The following is a 19,540-nucleotide window of genomic DNA, read 5'->3' as shown; positions in this document are numbered from 1 at the left end:
CCGTGTGGGATGGTAGACAGCCGTCGTGACGCGCAGGCCCCCGACGACAGGTCTACTTTGAGCGTCGTGGCTCTTTCCCTCGCGGCGTCGCCGTGCCCCAACGACACGTTCGTCTTCCACGCCCTCGTGCACGGTCTCATCCCCGGCACGCCCCCGGTCGACCTGACCTTCGCGGACGTCGACGTCACCAACACGGCGGCCGAGCGCGGCGAGTTCGACCTCGTCAAGGTGAGTTACGCGGCGCTGCCCTGGCTGCTCGACGACTACGACCTGCTGCCCACCGGCGGCGCGCTCGGCCGCGGCTGCGGCCCCCTGGTGCTCGCCCGCGACGCGGGACAGCGGCTGACCGGCGCGACGGTGGCCGTCCCCGGCGACCGCACCACGGCGTACCTGCTGTTCCGCCTCTGGGCCGCGGAGACGCCGGCCCGGATCGAGGTGGTCCCGTTCCACGAGATCATGCCGGGTGTGGCCGCCGGCCGGTTCGACGCCGGCCTGGTGATCCACGAGGCGCGCTTCACCTACCAGCGGCACGGCCTGGTCTCGCTGGCCGACCTCGGCGAGTGGTGGGAGGCCGACACCGGGCTGCCGATCCCGCTCGGCGCGATCCTCGCCAAGAAGGAGACGGTCGACCCGGCCGCGGCCACCGAGTGGATCCGCACCTCGGTCAGCATGGCCTGGGCCAACCCGGACGCCAGCCGCGACTTCATCCTGGCCAACGCGCAGGAGATGGAGCCCGAGGTGGTCCAGCGGCACATCGATCTGTACGTGAACGAGTACACGCTGGATCTGGGCCGGGACGGACTCGCCGCCGTCGACGCCCTGTTGCAGCGTTCGGCAGCGGCGGGTCTGACGCCTCAGGTAAAACCGTTCATCTAGATTTCGAACTCGCGGGCGACGGCGTGCACCACCTGCGCGATCGTCTGTGCCGTCTTCTTGTCCGGGTAGCGACCGCGGGACAGGCCCGGCTGCACCTGCTGCTCGAGCACCTTGATCATGTCCTCGATCATGCTGTGCAGCTGGTCGGCCGGACGTCGGCGCAGCTCCGCCAGGGACGGCGGGGCATCGATCAGCTTGACGCCCATGGCCTGGGACCCCTTGCGGCTGTCCACGATGCCGAACTCGATCCGCTGACCGGATTTCAGCTCGGCCACGCCGGCCGGCAAGGCGCCCTTGGGCAGGAAGACGTCGCCGCCCTCATCGCTGGTGACGAATCCGAATCCCTTCGTCGCGTCGTACCACTTCACTCGACCCGTGGGCACCGCAGACCTCAACTTCACTCAATGGAAACAACCGCTCACCGCAAGGCTACTGAAGCCGCGGGCTAGTACCCAACTGCAATCTCGCACAGCAGCGCCGGGAATCCGGTGAGATCCGGCAACACGTACGTGGCGCCGGCCGCGGTCAGCTCCTCGGCCGGGCACGGGCCGGTCGCCACCCCGACGCCGGTCACCCCGGCGGTCCGGGCCGCGACCATGTCCGCCACGTGGTCGCCCACGTACCAGCGGACGTCGTGCTCGGCCAGCGCCGCCGCCTTGCCCTCGGCGAACAGGTCGCCGGCCACCTCGTCCACCGCCATGCCGAGGTGTTCGAGGTGCAGGCGGGCCAGCCGGGCCAGCTTGGAGGTGACCACCACCACCCGCAGGCCGAGCTCGCGCGCGGCCGCGAGCGCCGCCCGCGCGCCCGGGGTGGGCACGCTCGGCGTGATCGCGTAGTCGGGGTAGAGCGCCCGATAGGTGGTGACCGCCTCCTCGACGTCCTCGGGCGGGAACCACTCGGCCAGCTCGGCACGCAGCGGCGGGCCGAGCCGCGTGACCGCGAGGTCGGCATCGACGTACACGCCGGTCTTCGTGGTCAGCGCCCGGTACGCCGCATGGATCCCCGGCCGGGAGTCGACCAGGGTCATGTCCAGATCGAATCCGACCGCCGCAGCCACTAGAACTTGTCGGCCGAGATGTAGGTGAGATTCGCGACGGGCAGCGGGAAGGTCTGGTCGTCACCGAACGGCGACGGCGCGGCGGCCCGATCGGACAAGAGCTCCGACACGGCGTGCGGGCCGTGGTCCGGACCCGGCTTGGCCACCTGACGCGCGGCGTCTCCGGGCTTCTTGTTCTGTGCGGCCACGAATGTCCCCTTCAGTGTCACTACCGGTACGGCTGAGGTGTCCGGAGATCCCCGGACCCCTCACCATCGTCCCATGGCGGCTAGCGTTGGTAACGATGGCCACCACATTCGCCGATCAGCTCCGCGCGCTCAGCGACGAGGCGCTGGGCACGCTCGTCCAGCTGCGTCCCGACCTGGTCGTGCCGCTGCCCGCCGACATCTCCGCACTGGCCGTGCGGGCCCAGTCCCGCGGCTCGGTCGCCCGCTGCCTGGACGGCCTCGACGAGTTCACCCTCCGCATCCTCGACGCGGCCCGGCTCAGCCGCTCCGCGGAGACGGCACTGACCTCGGTGGACGCCATTCTCGAGCTGGCCGGCGGGGTGTCCGCCGACGACGTGCGGGCCGCGGTCGACCGGCTCCGGGTGCGCTTCCTGCTGCACGGCTCCGCGGAGGCGCTGCAGGTCGCCGGCGCGGTCGACGAGGTGACCTCGCCGTACCCCGCCGGACTGGGCCGCCCCGCCGACTACCTCGACCCGCACACCGCCGCGCTGGTCGCCGACCGGGCCCAGCTGCGCCGCACGGTGCTGGCCGCGCCGCCGGCCGCCCGCGCGGTGCTCGACCGGCTCGCCGCCGGGCCGCCGATCGGCGCGCTGGGCCGCGACGGAGTGGGCCGGGACACCATGGCCGAGCCGGTGCGCTGGCTGGTCGAGCAGCACGTGCTGGTGCCGGTCGGTGAGGCCGGCCGGGCGCCGCGGCCGGACGGCGAGCTGGTCGAGCTGCCCCGCGAGGTGGGCATGCTGCTGCGCCGGGAGACCGGGCCGCTTGGCGAGCTGCGGCCGTTCCCGCCGCTGCCCGGGGGCAGCCAGCGCGACCCGAAATCGGTCGACTCGGCCGGCGCCGGTCAGGTGATGGAGGCGGTGCGCAGCGCCGAGACGCTGCTCGAGGCGCTCGCCGCGGAACCGGCCCCGGTGCTGCGGGCGGGCGGTCTCGGCGTCCGCGACCTGCGCCGGCTGGCGCGCGCGGCCGGCCTCGACGAGGCGCCCGCGGCCCTGCTCCTGGAGGTCGTCCACGCGGCCGGTCTGCTCGGCGAGGCCGACGCGCACGGCTCCGCCCGCTCGGTGACGGTGAGCCGGGCCGGCGGCCCGGCCGACGAGATCTTCCTGCCCACCGGCGCGTACGACCTGTGGCGGGCGCTCAGCATCGCCCAGCGCTGGCACACGCTGGCCCGCGCCTGGCTGTCGATGACCCGCCAGCCCGGCCTGGTCGGCAGCCGGGACGAGCGGGACCGCCCGATCAACGCGCTCGCCCCCGAGGCGGAGCGGTCCGGCGCCCCGCAGGCCCGGCGGGAGGCGCTGCTGGTGCTCGCGGATCTCGCACCGGGCGCGGCGCCGGTCGCCGACGAGGTGCTCGAGCTGCTGGCCTGGCAGGCGCCGCGGCGCGCCCGGGGCCGGGAGGCGGCACACCGGGACGCCCTGACCGGCGCCGCACACCTCGGCATCACCGCGATCGGCGCGCTCACCTCGTACGCAAGGCTGGTTTTGGAAGATCCGGACGAGGGCGACGAGGCCGACCCGCTCGGGGTGCGGGCCGCGGCGACCCACCAGGCCGGCGACTCGGTCCGCACCCTGGACGCGCTGCTGCCCGCCCCGGTCGATCACGTTCTGGTGCAGGCCGACCTGTCGGTGGTGGTGCCCGGGCCGCCCGAGCCGGAGCTGGCGGCCGAGCTCGACGTGGTGGCCGAGCCCGAGTCGGCCGGCGGGGCGAGCGTTTTCCGGGTGACCGTGGCGAGCGTGCGCCGGGCGCTCGACGTCGGGTACACGGCGAGCGACCTGCACTCGCTGTTCAAGCGGCGCTCGCGTACGCCGGTGCCGCAGACCCTCACCTACATGATCGACGACGCCGCCCGGCGGCACGGCGGCCTGCGCACCGGCTCGGCCGGCTCCTACCTGCGCAGCGACGACGAGGTGCTGATCGCCGAGGTGCTGGCCGACAAGCGGCTGGCCCCGCTGGCGCTGCGCCAGATCGCGCCGACCGTGCTGGTCAGCCCGGCGCAGACGGCCCGGCTGCTGGCCCAGTTGCGCGACGCCGGGTTCGCGCCGGTGGCCGAGGACGCGGGCGGGGCGGCCGTGCTCTCCCGCCCCAAGGTCCGGCGTGCTCCGACCCGTACCTCCCTGACGGCCCGACTGCACGACCAGGCCGGCCCGCCGGTCCTCGCCGGACCACGGCTGGCCGGGGTGGTCGAGCAGATCCGCCGGGGCGACATCGCCACCCGCGCCGCCCGCCGCGCCCCGGTCACCGTGCGGGCCGCGAACGGGCAGAGCACCGGCGGCCTGTCCTCGGTGCAGCGGCACGGCGAGGCGATGGCGGTGCTCCAGCAGGCGGTACGCGAGAAGGCCCGGGTCTGGGTCGGCTACGTCGACTCGCACGGCGCGACGCTGTCCCGGCTGGTCCGGCCGGTTTCGCTGAGCGCGGGCTACCTGCGCGCCGAGGACGAGCGCACCGAGACGCTGCACACCTTCGCCCTGCACCGGATCACGGCAGCCGTCCCCGAGGACGAATAGAAATCCGTGGCAAACTGGAGGGTCGGCAATCGCTGAGCGAGGGGGACTTCGGGTGAGCGGCGGACCATTGATCGTGCAGTCGGACAAGACTCTCCTGCTCGAGGTCGATCATCCGGACGCGCAGGCCTGCCGGATGGCGATCGCGCCGTTCGCCGAGCTGGAGCGCTCGCCCGAGCACGTGCACACCTACCGGCTGACCCCACTCGGCCTGTGGAACGCGCGGGCCGCCGGCCACGACGCGGAGAGCGTGGTCGACTCGCTGATCCGTTTCTCCCGGTACCCGGTGCCCAACGCGCTGCTGGTCGACGTCGCCGAGACAATGGATCGCTACGGGCGGTTGCAGCTGGTCAACGACCCGGTACACGGGCTGGTGCTGCGCGGCCTCGACAAGATCGTGCTGATCGAGGTGGCGAAATCGAAGAAGCTGGCCGGCATGCTCGGCGCCCGCCTCGACGACGAGACCATCGTGGTGCACCCGTCCGAGCGTGGCCGGCTCAAGCAGGCCCTGCTCAAGCTCGGCTGGCCGGCCGAGGACCTCGCCGGGTACGTCGACGGCGAGGCGCACGAGATCGCCCTGGCCGAGGACGGCTGGCATCTCCGCTCCTACCAGCAGGAGGCGGTCGACGGCTTCTGGGCCGGCGGCTCGGGCGTGGTCGTGCTGCCCTGCGGCGCGGGCAAGACGCTGGTCGGCGCGGCCGCGATGGCCACCGCGAAGGCGACCACGCTGATCCTGGTCACCAACACGGTGGCCGGCCGGCAGTGGAAACGCGAGCTGATCGCCCGCACCTCGCTGACCGAGGAGGAGATCGGCGAGTACTCCGGCGAGCGCAAGGAGATCCGCCCGGTCACCATCGCGACGTACCAGGTGCTCACCGCCCGCCGCGGCGGCGCGTTCGCCCACCTCGACCTGTTCAATGCCCGCGACTGGGGCCTGGTCATCTACGACGAGGTGCATCTGCTGCCCGCGCCGATCTTCCGGTTCACCGCCGACCTGCAGGCCCGCCGCCGGCTCGGGCTGACCGCCACCCTGGTGCGCGAGGACGGGCGTGAGGGCGACGTCTTCTCCCTGATCGGCCCGAAACGCTACGACGCGCCGTGGAAGGACATCGAGGCCCAGGGCTGGATCGCGCCGGCCGAGTGCGTCGAGGTGCGGGTCACCCTCACCGAGTCCGAGCGGATGACGTACGCGGTGACCGACGCCGAGGAGCGCTACCGGGTCGCCGCCACCGCCCGTACCAAGCTGCCGGTCGTCCGCGCCCTGGTCGACCGACACCCCGGCGAGCAGGTGCTGGTCATCGGCGGCTACATCGACCAACTGCACGAGTTGAGCGAGTTCCTGGACGCGCCGATCGTGCAGGGCGCGACCACGAACAAGGAGCGCGAGCGGCTGTTCGACGCGTTCCGCGACGGCTCGGTGAAGACGTTGGTGATCTCGAAGGTCGGCAACTTCTCGATCGACCTGCCCGAGGCGGCGGTGGCGATCCAGGTGTCCGGCACGTTCGGCTCCCGGCAGGAGGAGGCGCAGCGCCTCGGCCGGGTGCTGCGGCCCAAGGCGGACCGGCGGCAGGCGCACTTCTACACGGTCGTCTCGCGCGACACGATCGACACCGAGTACGCCGCGCACCGGCAGCGCTTCCTGGCCGAGCAGGGGTACGCGTACACCATCGTGGACGCGGACGACGTGCTCGGCCCGCCGCTGCCGCAGATCGACTGAGCTCTACCCGGTGATGCTCGGCGTCGGGACGGCCGGCGCGACGCTCGCCTCCGGCGCCGATCGACTGAGCTACCCGGTGATGCTCGGCGCGGGCGCGGGCGGAGTCGTCGGGGCGACGCTCGCCTCGGGCGCCACCTGAACGGGCTCCGCCGGCGATCCGCTGCTGCGGGCGAAAAGGAAGACGCCGGCGCAGAGGGCCACCATGACCAGGAATGCGACGAGACCGGCGCCGACGATCGGCAGCACCCAGGGCGCCCGGTCGCGCCGCGGCGGTGGCGTCACCGGCGGCGGCGACGGCGGCCCGGCGATCGGGGGCAGCGGACCGGCCTCCTCGTAGGCCGCCCGCGCCACCACGTCGGGGCTGCCCAGCCGCTCGAGCACCTCGATCAGCTCGGCCTCGCCCCGGAGGTGGCGCTCGGCGCGCTCGGTCTCGATGTGCGCGGCCAGGTCGGCGAGCAGCTCGCGCCGCTGGAGCACGGGCAGCCCGGCCAGGCGCAGGTCCACCTCGCGCAGGTACTCGGCGACGACATCGGTGTACTGGGTCTTCATGCGGCCTCACCGGTTCCCACGAGACGGTCGACGGTCTGTCGAAACGAAACCCATTCGGTGCGGAAGTGCTCCAGCGCGGCTCGGCCGGCGGGGGTGAGCCCGTAATACCGGCGGGGCGGCCCGGACGGGGACTCGGCCCACTTGCTGTCCAGCCAGCCGACCCGGCGCAGCCGGGACAGCAGCGGGTAGATGGTGCCCTCGCTCGCGGCCAGGCCGGGCTCGTCGCCGAACCGGCGGACGATCTCGGTCCCGTACCGATCCTCGAACTCGACCATGGCGAGCACACAGAACTCGAGCGTCCCGCGGCGAAGGCTGGTTGCCAACTGGCCGACGTCTGACATGCCTCACACAGTACCTTGCGACGCAAGGTAGGCGCTACGGCAGTAGCGGCCCCTCGGTCAGCAGGTCGGCCAGCAGGTCGCCGTGTTCCTCGACCCGCTCGAGCACCTCGGCCGCCCGGTAGTGGTGCGGCTCGGCCGCACCGGTCGCCACCGCCTCCACCTCATCCCAGGTCAGCGGGGTCGACGCGGTCGGGAACTCCTGCGCCCGCAGCGAGTACGGCGTCACCGTGGTCTTGGCCGCCGCGTTCTGACTCCAGTCGATGAAGACCTTGCCGGGCCGCACCGCCTTCGCCATCTTCGCCGTGATCGACCCCGGCACCATCGCGGCCAACTCCTCGGCGACCCGCTTCGCGTACCGGGAAACGGTTTCGGAGTCCTGTCGCCCGGAGATCGGGCAGCACAGCTGCATGCCTTTCTTCCCCGAGGTCTTCGGGTACGCCGCCACCCCGTCGTCGGCCAGCCGGTCGCGCATCAGCACCGCCACCGCGCTGCACTCCCGCAGCCCGGCCGGGGCCCCCGGATCGAGGTCGACCACCAGCAGGTCCGGGTCGGCGCCGACCCGCCACTGCGGCGTGTGCAGCTCCAGCGCGGCCAGATTGGCCAGCCAGACCAGGGTCGGGAGGTCGTCGACCACCACGAAGTCGATCGTCTCCCGGCTCATCGTCGACCCCGGCACGGGCAACGTCTCCAGGCGCACCCAGTCCGGCGTACCCCCGGGCTTGTTCTTCTCGAAGAAGTGGGCGCCCTCGACGCCGTTGGGATAGCGGATCCGGGTCACGGCCCGGCCGGCCAGATGCGGCAGGATCACCGGCCCGACCCGGGTGTAGTAGTCGATGACCTCGCCCTTGGTGAAGCCCGCGGCCGGGTACATCAGCTTGTCCAGATTGGAGAGCTCCAGATCGCGGCCGCCGATCGAGACGAGGAACCGGTCACGAGGCATCCTCGTCCTCCTCCGCGCACTCCTGAGGCGTCTTGTCGTCACGTAACCGCAGGAATCGAGGGAAGCGCAAGCGACCGTCCGGCGTCCGGTTGCCGTAGCGGACCTCCACCACCAGCGACGGGTCCACCCAGTGGGCGCCCTTCGCATCCTCCCGCGGTACCGCCCCCGCCGCGAACGGGGAATCCCGCCGGGCCAGCGGCTCCAGCCGGGCGAGCAGCTCCTTCTCGGCCACCGCGCCGATGCCGCCGCCCACCCGTCCCCGGAAGACCAGCCCGTCCTCGCCCGGCACTCCCACCAGCAGGCCGCCGAGCTTGCGGGCGCCCGAGCGCCACCCGCCGATCACGTAGTCGCCGGTGCGGTCGAACTTCACCTTCACCCAGTCCGGCGAGCGCGAGCCCGGCAGGTAGACCGAGTCGGCGCGCTTGGCGACCACGCCCTCCAGGCTGTTCTCCCGGGCCGCCGCCTCGGTGGCCGGTCCGTCGCCGAACGACGGCGGCACCATCCAGCGCGGGTCGGCCAGCTCCAGCTCCTCGAGCTTCTCCCGGCGGGCCAGGTAGGGCAGTCCGGTGTAGTCCATCCCCTCGAAATACAACAGATCGAAGATCATGTACGTGACCGGCAGGCTCGCCGCGAGCCGGGCCGCCCGGCCGCGCTCCCGGACGTGCATCCGCTCGGCCAGCGCGGTGAACGACGGCCGCCCGCTGGTGTCGAGCACCACCATCTCGCCGTCCAGCAGCGTGCCCTCGGGCAGGTGCAGGTCGGCGATCTCCGGGTAGGCGGCAGTGACCACCGCTCCCGAGCGCGCGAACAACTCCGGTGGACCGCCGGCGAACAGGGCGAGAACCCGTACCCCGTCCCACTTGAACTCGTAGCTCCAGCCCGGCCCGACCGGCAGCGCGCCGGCGGTGGCGAGCATCGGGGACAGCGGCGCACCGGGCACCTGATCACCTTATGCAGGCGCGATGACCTTACGCAGGCGTCTCAGTGATGCAATCCTGAAGCCATGCGTGCGATCTGGAAAGGTGCGGTCTCGTTCGGCCTCGTGTCGATCGCCGTGAAGCTCTACTCCGCCACGGAGGAGAAGGACATCCGGTTCCACCAGGTGCACCGCACCGACGGCGGCCGGATCAAATACCAACGGACCTGCTCGATCGACGGCGAGGTGGTCGGCTACGACGACATCGCCAAGGGCTACGACATCGGCGGCGGCGAGATGGTCATCCTGACCGACGAGGACTTCGCCGACCTGCCGCTGACCACCTCCCGGGCGATCGACGTGCTGGAGTTCGTGCCCGCCGACGAGATCGACCCGATCCTGTTCGCGAAGGCGTACTACCTCGAGCCCGAGGGGCAGGCCGCGAAGCCGTACGTGCTGCTGCGCGACGCCCTGCAGGACGCCGACCGGGTGGCGATCGTCAAGATCGCGTTGCGCCAGCGGGAGCAGCTGGCCACCCTGCGGGTGCACGAGGGCGTGCTGGTGCTCAACACCATGCTCTGGCCGGACGAGGTGCGCACCCCCGAGTTCGGCTTCCTCGACGAGGACATCGAGACCCGGCCGGCCGAACTGGCGATGGCGAGCTCGCTGATCGACTCGATGGCGGGCAGCTTCAAGGCCGACGAGTTCACCGACAACTACCGGGCCGCTCTTCAGGAGGTCATCGACGCCAAGGTCGAGGGCCGCGAGGTCGTCCAGCCGGAGGAGGCCGAAGAGGCGCCCGCCGCCGCGATCGACCTGATGGCGGCGCTGAAGGCCTCGGTCGAGCGGGCCAAGAAGGCCCGCGGCGAGGAGCCCGCACCGGCGTCGGCGCCGAAGAAGAAGGCCGCACCCGCGAAGAAGGCCGCACCCGCGAAGAAAGCCAGTCCGGCGAAGAAGACCACCCCGGCGAAGAAGGCAGTCAAGAAGTCCGCCTGACTAGAGTGGCCCCGTGGCACTGACGTGGGCTGAGTCTTATCTGGGCAAGGTACGGGCGAGCATCGGCGACACCGACACGATTCTGTTCGTCGGCGCCCGCGGTGTGATCTTCGACGACCAGAACCGTCTGCTGCTGATCCAGCGCTCCGACAACCTCCGCTGGGCGATCCCGGCCGGGGCGATGGAGCTCGGCGAGAGCATGGAGGAGTGCGCGATCCGCGAGGTGTGGGAGGAGACCGGGCTGCGCGCCACGTCGCTGACCCCGTTCGCGTTCTACAGCGCGTACACCTACACGAACGACTACGGGCACACGTACCAGCAGATCCTGATGAGCTTCCTGATCCACACCTGGGAGGGTGAGCTGCAGCGGCAGACCGAGGAGTCGGTCGACGCCGCCTTCTTCCCGCTCGACGCGCTCCCGCACCAGTCCTTCGTGATCGACGAGACCCTCCGGGACCTCGCCGAGTTCCAGGCCACCGGCCGCCTCGTGCTGAAATGACGTCGCGGCCCCGACCGGCCGCCACGTAGCATCGCCGCACGTGAGCAAGCGCCTGGGGCTCGACCTGAGCCCGCTACGAACCTCCCGCGACTACCGCCTCGTCTTCACCGGCGGCACGGTGTCGGCGTTCGGGTCGTTCATCACCTACGTCACCATTCCCTACCAGGTCGCGAAGCTCACCGACGACCCGCTGATGGTCGGCCTGCTCGGCGTCTGCGAGCTGGTCCCGCTGCTGGTCATGGCGTTCGTCGGCGGCGCACTGGCCGACTACCTGGACCGCCGTCTCCTGGTTCGCGGCGGCGAGTTCGCCCTGGCCGCCCTGACCGGCGTGCTGCTGCTCAACGCCCTGTCGAGCAAGCCGCACCTCTGGCTGCTCTACCTGATCGCCGCGCTGGCCGCCTGCGTGGACGGCCTGCAGCGCCCGGCTCTCGAAGCGATGGTCCCCCGGCTGGTCGAGCCCGAGCAGCTACCCGCCGTGATGCCCCTGCAGTCACTCGCCTTCCAGATCGCCCAACTGGGCGGCCCCGCGCTGGCCGGCGTGCTGATCTCGGCGGTCGACCTCAGCCTGGTCTACGCCTTCGACCTGGTCACCTTCGCGGTGTCGTTGACCTGCCTCACCCTGGTCCGGGCGGTGCCACTCCCGCCGGACGCCGATCGCCCGTCGCTGCGGTCGGTGGCCACCGGCCTTCGCTATGCCGTGTCTCGCCCCGAACTGCTGGGCACCTACCTGGTCGACATCAACGCCATGTTCTTCGGCATGCCGACGGCCCTCTACCCGTTCCTGGCCACCTCTCTGGGCGGCCCGAAGATCCTGGGTCTGCTCTACGCGGCCCCCTCGGTCGGCTCGCTGATCGCCACGCTGACCTCCGGGTGGACCGCCCGGATCCACCGTCACGGCCTGCTGGTGCTGATCGCGGCCGCCCTCTGGGGCCTCGGCATCACCGGGGCAGGCCTCTCCCGGACCCTGTGGCTGACCCTGTTCTGCCTGGCCTTCGCCGGCGGCGCCGACATGATCTCCGGCATCTTCCGCTCGGTCATGTGGAACCAGACCATCCCCGACCACCTACGGGGCCGCCTGGCCGGCATCGAGATGCTCAGCTACACCACCGGCCCGCTGCTCGGCCAGCTCCGCTCCGGCCTGATGGCGCGCACCCGCCTCGGCGTCACCGGCTCGATCTGGCTGGGCGGTGTCCTGTGCATGGCCGGCTGCGCCGCCCTGGCCGTGGCCCTGCCCCAACTGGTTCGCTACAACGGCAAGGACGGCCTTTCCCGCAAGAAAGCCGCCGACGAGGCGTGGCTGGCGGCAAGTGCCGCGCGTCCCTCAGGTGATTGATCCCAACGTACGAGGCTGAGCCAGGCCCCCGCCTTCCCGGCCCAGCACCTGCCCACCCAAGCTCGTCGCGCCGCCACCGGGCTGACCCGTCGTGGCGCCTCGGGCTCGCGGGCTCCGCCCGCCTCGCCCCCGTTCGTCAGCCGCGCCAGAGGGTCAGCATCATGGCCTCGACGGCGATGTCGGGCTTCACGTTCTGGTCGATCGCGTCTCGGCAGGCCAGCACCGCCTCCAGGCGGCGCAGCGTGCTCTCCGCGCTCCACTTGCCGGCCGCCGCCTCGGACTGCGGGGCCACGTCGGTGTGCACGATCGGGACCGGCGCCCGCAACGTCGTGATCAGGACGTCGCGATAGAAGCCGGCCAGATCCACCAGCGCACGGTCCAACGCGTCCCGCTTCGACCGGGTGGCCCGCGAGCGCTGTCGTTTCTCCAGGTCTTTCAGCTGGCCCGCGGCCCCCCGCATCGCCCCCGCCGCGCCCCGGCCGGTGCCCCCGGCGCCCAGGGCCTGCTCGAGGGCGGCCCGCTCGCGCGCATCCGACTCGGCGACCGCCTCGGCCGCCTCCGCCTCGGCCGACTTGATCAGGGCGGCGGCGGCCTCGAAGCAGGCGCCGACCCCGGTCAGTCGCCGTGGCACGGCCAGCACCGCCTCCCGCCGGGTGCGTGCCTCGGAGTCTCTGGCCAGGCGCTTGGCCCGGCCGACGTGCCCCTGGGCGGCCGCGGCCGCCCAGGCCGCGACCTCGGGAGCGACGCCGTCCCGGTGGGCGAGCACCCGGGCCACCGCGTCGGCCGGCGGCTGGCGCAGGGTGATCACACGGCAGCGGGACCGGATCGTCACCGAGATGTCGTCGGGGTGGGTGGACGGGGCGCAGAGCAGAAAGACCGTGCGGGGCGGCGGTTCCTCGATCGCCTTGAGCAGGGCGTTGCCCGCCTGCTCGGTGAGACGGTCGGCATCCTCGATGACGACCACCTGCCAGCGGCCGCCGGACGGGGCGCTGGCCGCCCGCAGCACCAGGGCGCGCATCTCGTTGACGCCGATGGACAGGCCCTCGGGGACCACGAAGCGCACGTCGGCGTGGGTGCCGCCGAGCGCCGTGTGGCAGCCGTGGCACTCGCCGCAGCCGATGCCGTCGCGCTCGCACTCGAGGGCCGCGGCGAAGGCCCGGGCGGCCACCGAGCGACCGGAGCCGGGCGGGCCCGTGAAGATCCAGGCGTGCGTCATCGCGCCGGCGGCGACCTGCTCACCGGCCACGACCCGGGCGGCGGCCTCGGCGGCGCGGCGCAGCGTCTCGACCGGCTCGTCCTGGCCCACCAGGTCAGCGAAGACGTCATCCACGGCAACGATGGTATTGCCCGGGTCCGACAACTTGGCGGCGGCCGACTGGGCAGTTATCCACAGGAGACAACTCGCTGTAGCGAAGGAGTCACACGGTCGGGTACGGTCTGGTCCCGGATCGCGACGGGGCGCTTACGCGCGGTGAGGAGACTGGGGGATGGCGCGCGAGATCGACGAGTCGTGGATCGATGAGGCCATCGATCGCTATCGGCGTCTTGACCGGTTGCGTGCCGAGTTCGACCAGGTGGTCGCGTCGCATTCGGTGTCGGTGCACTCGCCGGACGACACGATCGAGGTGATCGTGACGGCGGCCGGCGAGATCACCGACGTGCACATCTCCGGCTCGTTGCACCAGCGGAACGCGGCCGAGTTCGCGCGCGAGATTCAGGCCGTCGTGACCAGCGCGGCCGAGGCGGCTCGCTGGGCGCGGGCCAAGCTGCACGGTGAGATCTTCGGAAAGCTGAAAGAGGACTGAGATGGATCACCTCGCCGACCGGCTCGATCGGGCGGCCGACACGCTCGCCACGGTCGGTCGGCGATTGCCCGCGTTGACCGTCGCGGCGTCGGCGCTGGGCGCCGACGATGCCGGCGTGCCCGGGCGGCTCGGGCGGCTGCTGCACGCCCGGTGGGTCGCCGTGCTCGAGGCGCGCGAACGGGAGGCGGCCGATCTCGCCGGCCGGCTGACCGAGGCCGCGGGGGCGGTGCGCGCGGTGGCGCACGACTATGCGGTGACCGACGAGGCGGTCCGGCGCCGGCTGGAGCGAGAGCGGTGAGAGATCGTCTCGACGAGGTGCTCGCCGTCGCGGCGCCGCTGCTGGCGCAGGTCGACGCGGCGCTGGCCGACCAGGGCGCACCGGCCGATCACGAGGTGTGGCGTCAACTTCGGCGGGTACGGCTGCTGCCGGGGGATGCGGCGCGGGCGGTGGCCTCGCTGCGGCCCGCTGAGTTCGACGAGGCGGCCGGCCTGCTGCGCGCCGATGCGCGGGCCTGCGCCGAGGTGGCGCAGGAACTGCCGGCGCCCGGCCAGTGGGACGGCGAGGCCGCGGAGGCCTATGTGGAGCTTCGCGAGCGGGTGGCCGACCGGCTGAGCGGCGACGGTGAGAGTCTCGACGAGCGACTGGAGGCGTCGGCCGATCTGGCCGAGGCGCTGATCGACTGGATGGTGCGGTCGCGGGCCGAGTTGGCGCTCGCCCTGGCCGGCATGCTCGCCTCGGGGGACGCGGTCGCGCTGACGGCAGCGGACGATCCGCTGGCCGCCGCCGCGCTGGCCGCCCAGGTGCTGCGGACGGTCGCGGAAAGCTACGCCGAGGCGGATGACCTGCTGCAAGGCTCGGCCGAGCTGGCCGCCGCAATCGCGATGTAGACGCGGGCGCGGCGCCGCCTTCGGAACGAGTCCGACTGCGACGCCGCGTCCTCCTGCACCCCCCGCAGGTACCGCATACTCAACGCCATTCATCGAGAGTTGTCGTGGGGTTCGGCAGGGATCGGGACGCTCGGCGGGGCAGGACGGCACGACCGTCGGCCGCCCGCCGACGATCCGTCGATAGATAGATATCCATCTGGCTGATGGTGGCGACCGGATTACCCTGAGCGTCGATGCCTGGAGCCTCAAAACCGGCATTTGGTACGGCCGATTCCCCGTCGTAGTGTGTTCGCCATGGGCATGCTGTGCGCGGTCAGCTTCAACCGGTACGGCCGCCTCTACTACCTCGATCCGGGCGAGTTCTCGCCCCAGGTCGGCGACCGGGTGCTCGTGCCCACCGACGACGGACCCGAGGTGGCGGAGTGCGTCTGGGCGGCGCAGTGGGTGGACGAGGACACGTCCGGCTTCCCCCGGGTCGCGGGCCTGGCCGGGGAGGACGACCTGCACCGCGACGAGCTGCTGCGCAAGCGCAAGGCCGAGGCCAAGGTCGCCGCCAAAAAGCTGATCAAGGCGCATGACCTGCCGATGAAGGTCGTCGCCGTCGATCACGTACTGGACCAGAGCGTCAGCGGCGGCCCGCGCACGACGATCTACTTCACCGCGCCGCACCGGGTCGACTTCCGCTCCCTCGTCCGCGATCTCGGCGCCACCCTGCACTGCCGGGTCGAGCTGCGCCAGCTCTCCGCCCGCGACTCGGCCCGCGTGCAGGGCGGCATCGGCTCGTGCGGCCGCGACCTGTGCTGCGCCACGTTCCTCACCGACTTCGAGCCGGTCACCATCCGGATGGCCAAAGACCAGGACCTGCCGCTCAACCCGCTGCGCATCTCCGGCGCGTGCGGCCGCCTGATGTGCTGCCTCAAGTACGAACACCCGTTATATTCCGCTTTCGCCGCATCCGCCCCGGCGGTCGGCAGCCGCGTGACGACGCCCGAGGGCGACGGCCGGGTCGTGGGTCACAGCGTTCCGCGTGACACCGTCATCGTCCGGATGGACGCCGACGGGTCCCGGTGCTCCTGCTCCCGGGCCTCGGTCTGCGGGCCGCGGCAAGCCCACGAGGAGCGGTACGACCAGCGGTAAGAGGTCTACTCCACCCGGATCGGCGGCTCGATGCGGTGAGCGACCAGCGGCTCGTCCGGCCGCAGCCAGGGACTGTGCGGGTCGCCGTCCGGGTCGGCCACCCATTTCCGGCAGATCGCCTCGATGCCGATCGGGTGGATCGTCAGCGATCCGTCGGCGGCGATGTGCAGGCGCAGGAAGCTCTTGCGGTCCTCGATGCTCTGCCCGGCGAACAGCTCGTTGACGTTGACCTGGAACTGCCCGGCGATCAGTAGGTAGAGCGCGCACAGCTGGGTGGACAGGAACCCGATGATCGGCCCGTAGACGACCGCGGCGACCACCAGCGGGCCGGGCCACGACCAGTCGTGGGCCGGCGTCCTGAGCCACACCCAGGCGCCCAGGATCGCCAGCCCGATCTGGGCGAAGCCGTGCCCGAGCCCGAACAGCCAATGCCGCGCATGGTTGTGGAACGCGGCTCCGGGCGGCCGGGCGAACAGCACCGTGCCACCGAGCACGATGAGGATCATCATGGAGAGCGGGATGGTGAACAGCCGCTGGATGTTGCCGCCCTGGCTGGCCGCGCCGGCCATGGCGAGCATGGTGAGCGTCTGGATGATGCCGAGCATCGTGGCGAAGCCCGGGTTGCGGGCCGGCACCCGGCGGAACACACCCCAGCTCAACCGCCGCGACTCGGCCGCCGACGGGAAACGGGTGGCCAGGTCGTACCGGCGGCTGCGGGACTTGCTGCGGGTCAGCGTCTCCTCGGGCGGGACGGTGAGCTGCTCGGGCAGTTGGTGGGTGGCCAGCAGGTACGCCCCGCCGCCGCCGCAGGTGATCAGCTGCCGGTCGGGGCCGGAGTAGCGCGCGTAGTGGTGCATGTCGCCGGAGACCAGCACCCGCACGTTCGCCCCGGTCGGCGCCAAGATCGTGCGCAGGAAGTAATCGGTGGCGTCGTAGGCGGCCGGGTCCTCGGTGGTCGCCTTCACCCATTTCGGGGACGGGGTCATCAGGATGATCCGGTCCTCCGGGCGGACGTTCCTCGCCGCCTTCTCGAAGTACAGCAGCTGCGGGTCGTCGATGTACGCGCCGAACTGCTCGTCCATCGCGAACACCCACCAGTTGCCGGGCAGCTTGACCGCGAAGTACGACCGCCGTTGCTGGGTGCGCCAGCCGCCGATGTGACCGTCCTTCCGGCGGGCGAACAGGCGCAGGAAAGCGGTGAGGCCGTCGTACCAGTCGTGGTTGCCCGGCAGCGCGAACAGGGTCGGTCGTGGCTGGTCGGGCGGCGGCTCGGGCAGGGCCGCGCGGTACGGGCCCTTCATCCGGTTTTCGTACGCGTCGCCGCTGGCCAGCGGGTAGACCTGGTCGCCGCCCATCAGCAGCAGCCGGCCGCGGGGCAACTCGTCGCCGTCGAGAGTCAGCTGCCGCTGGGCGAGAAGCCAGGCGACCGAGTACGTCGAGTGGAAGCCGTCGCCCAGGTCGGCGACGTAGTCCAGCCACATCTCGCCGTCGGCGGTCGCCGAGTGGTCGAACCACTCACCGTCCAGGGAGTTCTGCAATTCGCGCTTGTCCAGGTACGCCCCGAAGAGGATCGCCAGCAGCGCGCGCAGCCCGGTGCTGAGCAGCAGGAGCGGCGCCAGCCAGCCGACCATGCGCTGGGGGGTGAACCCGATCTCCTGCGGATCCATGCTGCGGGGGCGAGGCGGGACAACGGGCTCCGCCTCGACGGGCCGGCTGTGATCGTCGGTCACGCCTGGCACAGTAGTCCCGGGGACCGACAGAAGGCAGTCCGGTTCCGGCGGTACCGGCGGCGGGCAACGCGGGCCGATACCGTACACTTATCCATCGTTGCCGCCTTAGCTCAGTCGGTCAGAGCGACGCACTCGTAATGCGTAGGTCGACGGTTCGATTCCGTCAGGCGGCTCCAGATGAGGCCCTGCCCAGCCAAGCGCTGGTCAGGGCCTCACGCATAGCTATGCGGACGCGCGCTGAATCCGGCAAGCCCGACAGTAACCCCGAGTAGCCTTTGACCGGGGAATTTGTGACGGCTTGGGGGTCTATGGCCGTGAACATCGGGAGCGCTGCGGGAGAGCCGGAAGAGGCCCCGATAAGCCGGGGCCTGTGGGTGTGCGCGGCCGCGGTGATCACCGCCGCCCTGGTCGTCGCGCCGATCGCCGACCACCGCCTGGCCGCTCACCCGAACCTGGCCGTCGCGTTCTTCGTCCTCATGGCGGCGGCCGATCTGCTGACCGCGCATCTGCTGGTGCAGCAGTTCCTGGCCGGCGGTCGGCTGTCGACACTGGGCCTGGCGTCGGCCTACCTCTACTCCGGCGTGATGATGGCGCCCTACGCCGTGGCCTTCACCCGGATACAGCACTCGGGTCCCGGCTCGATCTGGTCCGACATCTGCGCCCCGTGGCTGTTTTTTGTCCTTTTCGCGGGGTTTACCCTGCTGGTGGCCGCGCGGCGGCGGATCGTCGCGGCGCTACCTGCACGGTTGGCCAGGCAGGCCCGAACTCGGCGGCGGGCCGCCGCCACGGTCGCGACCGCCGCGGTGCTCGCGCTGGTGGCGGCGCTGACCTGGCTCGTCCTCAGCGGCGCTGACTGGCTGCCCCGGTTCTACCAGGGCGGCACGCTGACCGCGGCCGGCCGATGGATGGGGTGGGTGGGGTTGCTGACCGCCGCCTTGAGCCTGCTGTCGGTGATCAAGGGTCTCCGCCGCCGGCCACCGGTGGAACGGTGGGTAGCGGTGGCCATCAGCTGTTCGCTGGCCACCGCGATCCTGTACCTGGCCGCTCCGATCCGCTACTCGCTCGGCTGGTACGCGACTCGGGTCACCCTGCTGCTCTCCGCCGGGGTGGTGCTGCTGGCCCTGCTCGCCGAGACCGCGAGTCTCTACCGCCGGCTCTCCACCGCCCACGAGGACCTCGACCAGGCGCACCGCGAACTGAGCCGCCGCGCCGAGCACCTGGCCGCCGCCAATCTCGAACTGGAAGCCGCGGGCACCTGGAAGAGCGACATCATCGCCACGCTCACCCACGAGATCAACCAGCCCCTGGCCGTGATCTCCGCCTACTCCGAGGAACTGACCCAGGAATGGGACACCATCACCGACGACGAACGCCGCGCCGCCGTCCAAGCCCTCGGTGACCGGGTCAACCAACTGCTCGACATGGCCGCCCACCTGCTCACCCTCTGCCGCGCCGAGCGGGGCGAGATCCGCACCCGGCCCGTCGCCCTGCCGGTCGAACAGGTGCTCACCCAGGTCACCGACAACCTGACCAAACAGGCCCGGGTACGGGTCAGAGCCAGCTACGGCCCGCCCGGCGCCGCCGTCTGGGCCGACCCCGTGCACACCCACGAGGTGCTGACCAACTTCGTCACGAACGCGGTCAAGTACAGCCCCGGCGACATCCACATGTCCGCGGCCCTCGACGACACCGGCCAAGAGGTGCTGTTCGCGGTCAGCGACGAAGGCAACGGCGTACCACCAGAGTTCGTCGCCCATCTGTTCGACCGTTTCACCCAGGCCGAGCAGCCCGGCGCGGTGCGGACCGGCGCCGGCTTCGGGCTGTACCTGTCCAAGCTGCTCGCCGAGGCAAATGCGGGCAAGGTCTGGTACGAGGACGTCGTTCCGCACGGCGGCCGGTTCGTGCTGTGCCTGCCCAGCGCCCAGCGCAGCGCGCGGACGGTGGCGTCCCGGGCCCGGTGACGGCGTGGCCGAGGTCGCAACCGGATGGCACTCAAGCGGCTGGCGGCAGCGACCGATCGAAGAGGCGTCA

General features: G+C 71.8%; 20 protein-coding genes and 1 tRNA gene. 12 read left to right on the top strand and 9 right to left on the bottom strand.

The features are described 5' to 3' along the window. Positions 1-66: 66 nt before the first annotated feature. On the top strand, positions 67-876 hold the full coding sequence (locus ODJ79_RS10780; protein WP_263023211.1) for a 1,4-dihydroxy-6-naphthoate synthase: 810 nt from the start codon (positions 67-69) through the stop codon (positions 874-876). On the opposite strand, the gene ODJ79_RS10775 is transcribed toward ODJ79_RS10780, so the two are convergent. From ODJ79_RS10775 to ODJ79_RS10765, 3 genes are all read right to left on the bottom strand, one after another. Continuing rightward, positions 873-1,259: a cold-shock protein gene (locus tag ODJ79_RS10775; RefSeq protein ID WP_263023210.1), complete on the bottom strand. Its 387-nt coding sequence runs from the start codon at positions 1,257-1,259 to the stop codon at positions 873-875. The two genes, ODJ79_RS10780 and ODJ79_RS10775, sit on opposite strands and share 4 nt — an antisense overlap. Before the next feature lie 62 nt (positions 1,260-1,321). Then, the gene (locus tag ODJ79_RS10770) at positions 1,322-1,933 is read right to left on the bottom strand and encodes an HAD family hydrolase (RefSeq protein WP_263023209.1); all 612 of its coding nucleotides are present in this window, start codon (positions 1,931-1,933) and stop codon (positions 1,322-1,324) included. Beyond that, the gene (locus tag ODJ79_RS10765) at positions 1,933-2,121 is read right to left on the bottom strand and encodes a hypothetical protein (protein ID WP_263023208.1); all 189 of its coding nucleotides are present in this window, start codon (positions 2,119-2,121) and stop codon (positions 1,933-1,935) included. The genes ODJ79_RS10770 and ODJ79_RS10765 overlap by 1 nt, the downstream gene beginning before the upstream one ends. Positions 2,122-2,216: 95 nt before the next feature. Between ODJ79_RS10765 and ODJ79_RS10760 the strand changes: the two genes are divergently transcribed. Together ODJ79_RS10760 and ODJ79_RS10755 are read left to right on the top strand one after the other, a co-directional pair. Then, positions 2,217-4,661, top strand: a complete 2,445-nt coding sequence (locus ODJ79_RS10760) for a helicase C-terminal domain-containing protein (RefSeq protein WP_263023207.1) — start codon at positions 2,217-2,219, stop codon at positions 4,659-4,661. A 52-nt stretch (positions 4,662-4,713) separates the two neighbouring features. After that, positions 4,714-6,375 (top strand): DNA repair helicase XPB, encoded by a 1,662-nt coding sequence (locus tag ODJ79_RS10755; RefSeq protein WP_263023206.1) that lies wholly within the window; start codon positions 4,714-4,716, stop codon positions 6,373-6,375. A 69-nt stretch (positions 6,376-6,444) separates the two neighbouring features. Here the strand turns inward: ODJ79_RS10755 and ODJ79_RS10750 are convergent, their stop codons facing one another. The 4 genes from ODJ79_RS10750 to ligD (ODJ79_RS10735) are packed head-to-tail and all read right to left on the bottom strand — an operon-like array spanning position 6,445 to position 9,145. Next, positions 6,445-6,924, bottom strand: coding sequence for a DUF1700 domain-containing protein (locus ODJ79_RS10750; protein WP_263023205.1), 480 nt, complete (start codon positions 6,922-6,924; stop codon positions 6,445-6,447). Further along, positions 6,921-7,265, bottom strand: a complete 345-nt coding sequence (locus ODJ79_RS10745) for a PadR family transcriptional regulator (RefSeq protein ID WP_263023204.1) — start codon at positions 7,263-7,265, stop codon at positions 6,921-6,923. Before ODJ79_RS10745 ends, ODJ79_RS10750 begins: the two co-directional genes overlap by 4 nt. A gap of 34 nt (positions 7,266-7,299) precedes the next feature. Beyond that, positions 7,300-8,205 carry a non-homologous end-joining DNA ligase gene (gene ligD / locus ODJ79_RS10740; RefSeq protein ID WP_263023203.1) on the bottom strand — a complete coding sequence of 302 codons (906 nt, stop codon included), beginning with the start codon at positions 8,203-8,205 and terminating at the stop codon, positions 7,300-7,302. Beyond that, positions 8,195-9,145 (bottom strand): non-homologous end-joining DNA ligase, encoded by a 951-nt coding sequence (gene ligD / locus ODJ79_RS10735; protein ID WP_263023202.1) that lies wholly within the window; start codon positions 9,143-9,145, stop codon positions 8,195-8,197. Before ligD (ODJ79_RS10735) ends, ligD (ODJ79_RS10740) begins: the two co-directional genes overlap by 11 nt. Positions 9,146-9,208: 63 nt before the next feature. On the opposite strand from ligD (ODJ79_RS10735), the gene ODJ79_RS10730 reads away from it, so the two are divergent. The 3 genes from ODJ79_RS10730 to ODJ79_RS10720 are packed head-to-tail and all read left to right on the top strand — an operon-like array spanning position 9,209 to position 11,949. Beyond that, positions 9,209-10,117, top strand: coding sequence for a Ku protein (locus tag ODJ79_RS10730; protein WP_263023201.1), 909 nt, complete (start codon positions 9,209-9,211; stop codon positions 10,115-10,117). 13 nt (positions 10,118-10,130) lie between these two features. Beyond that, positions 10,131-10,616 carry an NUDIX domain-containing protein gene (locus ODJ79_RS10725; RefSeq protein WP_263023200.1) on the top strand — a complete coding sequence of 162 codons (486 nt, stop codon included), beginning with the start codon at positions 10,131-10,133 and terminating at the stop codon, positions 10,614-10,616. Positions 10,617-10,656: 40 nt separating this feature from the next. Continuing rightward, positions 10,657-11,949, top strand: coding sequence for an MFS transporter (locus ODJ79_RS10720; RefSeq protein ID WP_263023199.1), 1,293 nt, complete (start codon positions 10,657-10,659; stop codon positions 11,947-11,949). A gap of 136 nt (positions 11,950-12,085) precedes the next feature. Here the strand turns inward: ODJ79_RS10720 and ODJ79_RS10715 are convergent, their stop codons facing one another. Next, the gene (locus ODJ79_RS10715; RefSeq protein WP_263023198.1) at positions 12,086-13,279 is read right to left on the bottom strand and encodes a DNA polymerase III subunit delta'; all 1,194 of its coding nucleotides are present in this window, start codon (positions 13,277-13,279) and stop codon (positions 12,086-12,088) included. A gap of 157 nt (positions 13,280-13,436) precedes the next feature. On the opposite strand from ODJ79_RS10715, the gene ODJ79_RS10710 reads away from it, so the two are divergent. From ODJ79_RS10710 to ODJ79_RS10695, 4 genes are all read left to right on the top strand, one after another. Continuing rightward, a complete protein-coding gene (locus ODJ79_RS10710) occupies positions 13,437-13,754 on the top strand; it encodes a YbaB/EbfC family nucleoid-associated protein (RefSeq protein ID WP_263023197.1) in 318 nt (105 codons plus the stop codon). Between the two features lies 1 nt (position 13,755). Then, positions 13,756-14,052: a hypothetical protein gene (locus ODJ79_RS10705; protein WP_263023196.1), complete on the top strand. Its 297-nt coding sequence runs from the start codon at positions 13,756-13,758 to the stop codon at positions 14,050-14,052. After that, complete coding sequence (locus tag ODJ79_RS10700) at positions 14,049-14,642, top strand: hypothetical protein (RefSeq protein ID WP_263023195.1); 594 nt, start codon at positions 14,049-14,051, stop codon at positions 14,640-14,642. Before ODJ79_RS10705 ends, ODJ79_RS10700 begins: the two co-directional genes overlap by 4 nt. 294 nt (positions 14,643-14,936) lie before the next feature. Further along, on the top strand, positions 14,937-15,779 hold the full coding sequence (locus ODJ79_RS10695) for a stage 0 sporulation family protein (RefSeq protein WP_263023194.1): 843 nt from the start codon (positions 14,937-14,939) through the stop codon (positions 15,777-15,779). Between the two features lie 5 nt (positions 15,780-15,784). On the opposite strand, the gene ODJ79_RS10690 is transcribed toward ODJ79_RS10695, so the two are convergent. Then, the gene (locus ODJ79_RS10690) at positions 15,785-17,509 is read right to left on the bottom strand and encodes a metallophosphoesterase (protein ID WP_263023193.1); all 1,725 of its coding nucleotides are present in this window, start codon (positions 17,507-17,509) and stop codon (positions 15,785-15,787) included. A gap of 99 nt (positions 17,510-17,608) precedes the next feature. Here ODJ79_RS10690 and ODJ79_RS10685 point away from each other — a divergent pair. Further along, positions 17,609-17,685 (top strand) — tRNA-Thr (locus ODJ79_RS10685). Positions 17,686-17,823: 138 nt separating this feature from the next. Further along, a complete protein-coding gene (locus tag ODJ79_RS10680; RefSeq protein WP_263023192.1) occupies positions 17,824-19,470 on the top strand; it encodes an ATP-binding protein in 1,647 nt (548 codons plus the stop codon). Positions 19,471-19,540: the final 70 nt, after the last annotated feature.

It is taken from the genome of Actinoplanes sp. KI2, from assembly GCF_025630775.1.
In the GTDB taxonomy this organism is placed as follows: domain Bacteria; phylum Actinomycetota; class Actinomycetes; order Mycobacteriales; family Micromonosporaceae; genus Actinoplanes.
This window is presented reverse-complemented; position numbering and strand designations above follow the sequence as displayed.